This window comes from Aestuariivirga sp., from assembly GCF_044239095.1.
Lineage (GTDB): Bacteria > Pseudomonadota > Alphaproteobacteria > Rhizobiales > Aestuariivirgaceae > Aestuariivirga.
Map to the genome: position 1 here is coordinate 22,113 of NZ_JBIICB010000018.1, position 6,102 is coordinate 28,214.

5 protein-coding genes are annotated in these 6,102 nt (G+C 60.2%); 3 read left to right on the forward strand and 2 right to left on the reverse strand.

From position 1 onward, the window contains the following. Nucleotides 1-25: 25 nt before the first annotated feature. A complete protein-coding gene (locus ACILRA_RS03225) occupies nucleotides 26-1,765 on the reverse strand; it encodes an ABC transporter substrate-binding protein (protein WP_395660652.1) in 1,740 nt (579 codons plus the stop codon). A 207-nt stretch (nucleotides 1,766-1,972) separates the two neighbouring features. Between ACILRA_RS03225 and ACILRA_RS03230 the strand changes: the two genes are divergently transcribed. Genes ACILRA_RS03230 through glpK form a run of 3 tightly spaced genes read left to right on the forward strand, consistent with a single transcriptional unit; the run spans nucleotide 1,973 to nucleotide 5,775 of the window. After that, the gene (locus ACILRA_RS03230; RefSeq protein ID WP_395660653.1) at nucleotides 1,973-2,776 is read left to right on the forward strand and encodes a DeoR/GlpR family DNA-binding transcription regulator; all 804 of its coding nucleotides are present in this window, start codon (nucleotides 1,973-1,975) and stop codon (nucleotides 2,774-2,776) included. Then, nucleotides 2,773-4,287 carry a glycerol-3-phosphate dehydrogenase gene (glpD, locus tag ACILRA_RS03235; protein WP_395660654.1) on the forward strand — a complete coding sequence of 505 codons (1,515 nt, stop codon included), beginning with the start codon at nucleotides 2,773-2,775 and terminating at the stop codon, nucleotides 4,285-4,287. Before ACILRA_RS03230 ends, glpD begins: the two co-directional genes overlap by 4 nt. Before the next feature lie 3 nt (nucleotides 4,288-4,290). Further along, the gene (gene glpK, locus ACILRA_RS03240) at nucleotides 4,291-5,775 is read left to right on the forward strand and encodes a glycerol kinase GlpK (RefSeq protein WP_395660655.1); all 1,485 of its coding nucleotides are present in this window, start codon (nucleotides 4,291-4,293) and stop codon (nucleotides 5,773-5,775) included. A gap of 3 nt (nucleotides 5,776-5,778) precedes the next feature. Here the strand turns inward: glpK and ACILRA_RS03245 are convergent. Further along, a partial coding sequence (locus ACILRA_RS03245; protein ID WP_395660656.1) for an SDR family NAD(P)-dependent oxidoreductase occupies nucleotides 5,779-6,102 on the reverse strand: 324 nt, incomplete at its 5' end.

Here is a 6,102-nt window from a genome sequence, read left to right on the forward strand (position 1 = left end):
TATTCCCGCGCCCCTTGAGGCTAGATTATTGCTGCCAGCGCTTGACGATTTCCTCGAAGGCAATCGTCTCGCCCTGTTCCTTCTCGTTCTCGAGCTTGGCCTTCGGGCCATCTTCCTTGCCGAGCCACTCGGAGGGATCCTTGGCTTCGGACAGGCGCGGGCCACAGCCACCGTAGGTGTTGTTGGCCTTGTCAGCCGCTTCCATGCGGGCCATCACCTGCTCCATTTCCTGGGCAAGACGGTCCATGGCCTCCTGCGGCGTAAAGGCGCCGGAGTTCACGTCACCGATCTGCTGCCACCAGAGCTGGGCGAGCTTCGGATAATCCGGCACGTTGATGCCCGTGGGCGACCAGCGGACACGGTCCGGCGAGCGGTAGAACTCGACAAGACCGCCAAGCTTGGGCGCACGCTCCGTGAAGGACTCGTGGCGCACCGTGCTATCGCGGGTGAAGGTGAGACCGACCTGGCTCTTCTTCACGTCGACGGTCTTGGAGACGGCGAACTGGGCGTAGAGCCAGGCAGCCTTTGCACGGTCGGCCGGAGTGGACTTCAGGATTGTCCAAGAACCCACGTCCTGATAGCCAACCTTCTGGCCTTCCTTCCAGTAGGGGCCATGCGGCGAGGGAGCCATCCGCCAGAGCGGGTTGCCCTGATCGTCGACCGTGTTGTTGCCTTCCGACTTCGGCGCCACCATGGAGGCAGTGAAGGCCGTGTACCAGAAGATCTGCTGGGCGACGTTGCCCTGGGCCAGTGCGGGCAGCGACTGATAGAAGTCATAGTCGGCTGCGCCGGGAGGTGCATACTTCCTCAGCCACTCGTCCCACTTTGCGATGGCGTAGACCGAGGCCGGGCCGTTGGTCTCACCGCCGCGCGCGACGGATGCGCCGGAGGGATTGCACGAACCCTTCTCCATGCGGATGCCCCACTCGTCGATGGGGATGCCGTTCGGCTCGCCCACCGTGCCAGCACCGGCCATCGAGAGCCAGGCATCGGTCATGCGCCAGCCCAGGTCAGGCGCGCGCTTGCCGTAGTCCATGTGCCCGAAGATACGGACGCCGTCGATTTCCTTCACGTCTTCCGTGAAGAACTGGGCGATATCCTCATAGGCCGACCAGTTGACGGGCACGCCCAACTCGTAACCATACTTGGCCTTGAACTTTTCCTTGAGGTCGGCGCGGTCGAACCAGTCCTTGCGGAACCAGTAGAGGTTGGCGAACTGCTGATCGGGCAGCTGGTAGAGCTTGCCGTCCGGGCCGGTGGTGAACTTGATGCCGATGAAGTCGCCAAGGTCGAGGCCGGGGTTGGTCACGTCCTTCCAGTCACCGGCCATCATGTCGGTGAGATTATAGGTCTGCTGCAGACGGGAATGGGTACCGATCAGGTCGGAGTCGTTAACATAGCCATCATACAGGTTGCGGTTCGTCTGCATCTGGGTCTGGACGGCCTGCACCACCTCGCCCTCACCCAGGATCTGGTGGTTCACCTTGATGCCGGTGATTTCCTCAAAGGCCTTGGTCAGAACCTTCGACTCATAGTCGTGGGTCGGAATGCCTTCCGACAGCACGTTGATTTCCATACCCTTGAGCGGTTCTGCCGCCTTGATGAACCACTCCATCTCCTTGAGCTGGTCTTCCTTGGAGAGTGTGGAGGGCTGGAACTCGCTGTCAATCCACTTCTTGGCCGCTTCGACGTCGGCGAAGCCGGGGCTCGTCATCGCCAGCAGCGCCAAGGCTGCAGCAGATGAGGCGAGATATTTCATTCGCATGTTTGGTCCTCCCTAACGGTAAGGCGCCTGTTGCATGGCACCTGCGACAAACTATCATACGAAAACAAACGAACGTCAATCGGCGAAATAACGAAGAATTTGTGCGCTGCAATATTGCGTAAAACGAAAAAAAATGAAATCATCACATCTGGAAACACCTTACGTCATCAACTTCGCAGCTCAAGCCGCTAAATCCACGGAGAAACCATGGAGGGCAACAGCCCCCGGCAGCAATTGATCATGACGCTTGCGCGCCAGTTGGGTAGCGTGACGGTAGATGATCTTGCCCTGCGTTTCGACGTGACGCCCCAGACCATCCGCAAGGACCTCAACGAATTATGCGATGCGCACCTCCTGGCGCGTACTCATGGCGGCGCGATGCTGTCCTCCGGGGTCGAAAACCTCGCCTATGAAGCCAGGCGGCTGATGGCAGCCACTGAGAAGGTTGTGATCGGGCGGCACGCTGCGAAGCTGATCCCCAACAACTGCTCGTTGTTTATCAACATCGGCACCACGACGGAAGAAGTAGCCCGTTCGCTGGTGCATCACGAGGGCTTGCTCGTCATCACAAATAACATTCATGTGGCCACGATCCTGATGCCGCGGCCCAAGATCGAGGTGATCGTAGCCGGGGGTATGTTGCGGAAGACAGATGGCGGCATTGTCGGCGAGGCCGCTGTCGATTTCATTGCCCAGTTCAAGGTCGACCACGCTGTGATCGGCGCATCGGCGGTTGACGAAGACGGTGCGATGCTTGATTTCGATTACCGCGAAGTGCGCGTGGCCAAGGCGATCATGAGGAACGCACGCAACGCGATGCTTGTGGCTGATGCCATGAAGTTCACCCGAACGGCTCCCGTCAGAATCGGGCATCTCACCGATGTCGACGTCTTCGTCACTGACCGGGCGCCACCGGAGCCTGTGGTTGCCTATTGCAGGGACAATGGCGTGAGACTCGAAATTGCCGATGAATTGGCCGGAAACGATAATGCAATGGATGCCGCGGAATGATCTATGACCTTTTCATCATTGGCGGCGGTGTGAATGGCTGCGGTATCGCACGCGATGCCTCGGGGCGCGGACTGAAAGTGTTCCTTGCGGAGCAGGGAGACATTGCGTCCGGCACGTCCAGTGCATCGACCAAGCTGATCCACGGCGGCCTGCGTTATCTTGAGCACTATGAATTCCGCCTCGTCCGCGAGGCGCTTATCGAGCGCGAGGTGCTTCTGAATGCTGCACCTCACATCATCTGGCCACTGCGTTTTGTGCTCCCGCACCATAAGGGACTTCGGGCGTGGCCCATCCTGCGCCTGGGCCTTTTTCTTTACGATCATCTCGGTGGCCGCAAGGTTCTTCCCGGTACGCGAAGCGTCGATCTGCACACTGACGTGACTGGCCAGCCGCTGAAGGAATCATTCAGCCGCGGCTACGAGTATTCCGACTGCTGGGTGGAGGACGCCCGGCTCGTGGTGCTGAACGCGCGTGATGCGGAAGCGCGCGGCGCTGTCATCCGGACGCGGACAAAATGCACGTCCGCCCGCCGTGTGGACGGGGTGTGGGAACTGACGATCAGCGGACCAGACGGATCGGAGGACAAGATCCGTGCTTCGGCGCTCATAAACGCCGCAGGGCCGTGGGTGAGCCAGGTTCTCGGTGCCGTCGTCGGCCGCAATGATCCTGACAAGATCCGCATGGTGAAGGGCAGCCACCTGGTCGTGGACAAGCTTTACGAACATGATCGCTGCTACATTTTCCAGAATGCAGACGGGCGGATCTGCTTTGCAATACCCTACGAGCAGGATTTCACACTGATCGGCACCACCGACGAGGACCACAAGGGCGACCCGGGAAAGCCTCAGATTTCGGAGGCCGAAACGGACTACATGCTCCGCTCGGTGAGCGAATACTTCAAGAAGCCCGTAACGCGCGGCAACGTGCGCTGGGCCTACTCGGGAATACGCCCGCTTTATGACGACGGGGCCTCGAAGGCCCAGGAGGCGACACGTGACTATGTCCTGAAACTCGATCATCCCGATGGCGGCGCACCGCTGCTGTCGGTGTTCGGCGGCAAGATCACGACATTCCGGAAGCTTGCGGAATCCGCCATGGACAAGGTCGAGCCTTTTTTCCCGAAGATGGGCAAGCCATGGACAAAGTCAGCCGCCCTTCCGGGGGGTGACTTTCCATTCGCCGACGTCGAGAGCCGAATTGCAGATCTTGGCCGCATGTTTCCCTTTCTGGAGCCCGACAATGTGCGCCGCCTGTTCCGGGCCTATGGCACGGATGTAGAGACGATGCTCAAGGGCGTAACTTCGCTCGCAGACCTTGGCCGGTGCTTTGGTGTCCTGAGCGAGCGTGAAGTCGAGTGGCTCAAGCGGAAGGAATGGGCACGTACCGCCGATGACATCCTGTGGCGCCGCTCGAAGCTTGGACTGCACATGGCGAAGGAAGATCAACAAGCGCTCCAAAGCTATATGACGCCTGGTGCGGAGGCGATCGAACTGAAGCGTGCAGGAGAATAGGACATGCCGGGCATCATTCTCGCCATCGACCAGGGCACGACGTCGTCGCGGGCTATTGCGTTCAGCACGAAGCTGAAACCGCTGGGATCGGGGCAGAAGGAGTTCCAGCAATTCTACCCGAAGTCCGGTTGGGTCGAACATGACCCGGAAGAGATCTGGACCAGCGTCATCGCAGTCGCGAAAGCGGCAATCCGGAAGGCGAAGGCAAAGCCGCAGGATGTGAGAGCGATCGGCATCACAAACCAACGCGAAACGGTGGTCATCTGGAACCGCCGGACAGGAAAACCAATCCACAAGGCGATCGTCTGGCAGGACCGCCGGACTGCCCCGATCTGCGCCCAACTCAGGGCGGCAGGGCATGAGGAGCTCTTCACCGAGCGAACCGGCCTGCTTCTTGACCCATACTTCTCGGGAACGAAGATTCGCTGGCTCCTCGACAATGTGAAGGGCGCACGCGAAAAAGCCGAGAAGGGCGAGTTGGCCTTTGGGACCATCGACAGCTTCCTCATCTGGCGGCTCACCGGTGGCAAGGTGCATGCGACCGATGCAACAAACGCGTCGCGCACGCTGCTCTACAATATCCACACGGGCCAGTGGGATGATACTCTTCTTCGCATCCTTGGCATTCCCGCGAGCCTTCTTCCGGAGGTGAAGGACTGTGCCGCCGACTTCGGCACGGCGGACGCCAAGCTCTTGGGAGCGGCGATCCCAATCTGCGGTGTCGCGGGCGATCAGCAGGCCGCCACGGTGGGTCAGGCCTGTTTCGAGCCTGGCATGATGAAGTCAACTTATGGCACCGGGTGCTTTGCCTTGCTCAACACGGGCAGCACGGCCGTCCGTTCACAGAACCGGCTTCTCACCACTGTCGCCTACCAACTCGACGGCAAGCGCACTTATGCGCTGGAGGGTGCAATCTTCATCGCCGGCGCTGCCGTGCAGTGGCTGCGCGACGGGTTGAAACTCGTGAACTCGGCTGATCAGACCGGAGCCCTTGCGAAGGCTGCCGATCCCAATCAGCACGTCTATCTTGTTCCTGCATTTGTCGGGCTCGGCGCGCCTTACTGGAATGCCGAGGCCCGCGGTGCGATTTTCGGGCTTACGCGCGGCACGACGAAGAAGGAACTGGCGCAGGCAGCCCTTGAAGCGGTCTGCTACCAGACCTTAGATCTTTTGCGCGCGATGCAGAGGGACATGGGTGGAACTGGAAAGACCATCCTGCGTGTCGACGGCGGCATGACCGCCTCCGACTGGACCATGCAGCGCCTTGCCGATATTCTTGATGCACCGGTTGACAGGCCGCCGATCCTCGAAACCACCGCTCTTGGTGCGGCATATCTCGCGGGTCTCAGGGCGGGGCTGTTGCCGAAGCCTTCCGAGTTCGCCAAGTCATGGAAGCGCGACAGGCGATTCACGCCGAAAATGAAGCAGGCTGAGCGCGAGAGCAAATATGCGGGCTGGCAGGAAGCCGTGCGCAAGTTGCTCGCGTGAGCGTTATCCGGATTTCAGAACCGCCCGTGCGATGAGCCGGAAGAAGATCGGATAAGGCAGAAGGCGAATCGCCTTCAGGATCGCCACGAAGCGCCTGGGATACGCCACTTCAAAGCGCCCTGCCGCGAGGCCCTGGATGGTGCGGCGGGCTGCTTCCTCCGGCTTCATGAGGAATGGCATCTCGAAGTCATTCTGCGCCGTAAGGGGTGTTTCGACGAAGCCGGGATTGATGACGCTGACCGACACCCCCTTCGCCCGCATCTCGGGATAGAGGCTCTCTGCGAGATTGATCAGTGCTGCCTTTGTTGGCCCATAGGCCGCTGCCTT

Coding starts and splice junctions, on each gene's coding strand:
- glpD (WP_395660654.1), top strand. CDS start 2,773: ATGATCTATGACCTTTTCATCATTGGCGGCGGTGTGAATGGCTGCGGT.
- ACILRA_RS03230 (WP_395660653.1), top strand. CDS start 1,973: ATGGAGGGCAACAGCCCCCGGCAGCAATTGATCATGACGCTTGCGCGC.
- glpK (WP_395660655.1), top strand. CDS start 4,291: ATGCCGGGCATCATTCTCGCCATCGACCAGGGCACGACGTCGTCGCGG.
- ACILRA_RS03225 (WP_395660652.1), bottom strand. CDS start 1,765: ATGCGAATGAAATATCTCGCCTCATCTGCTGCAGCCTTGGCGCTGCTG.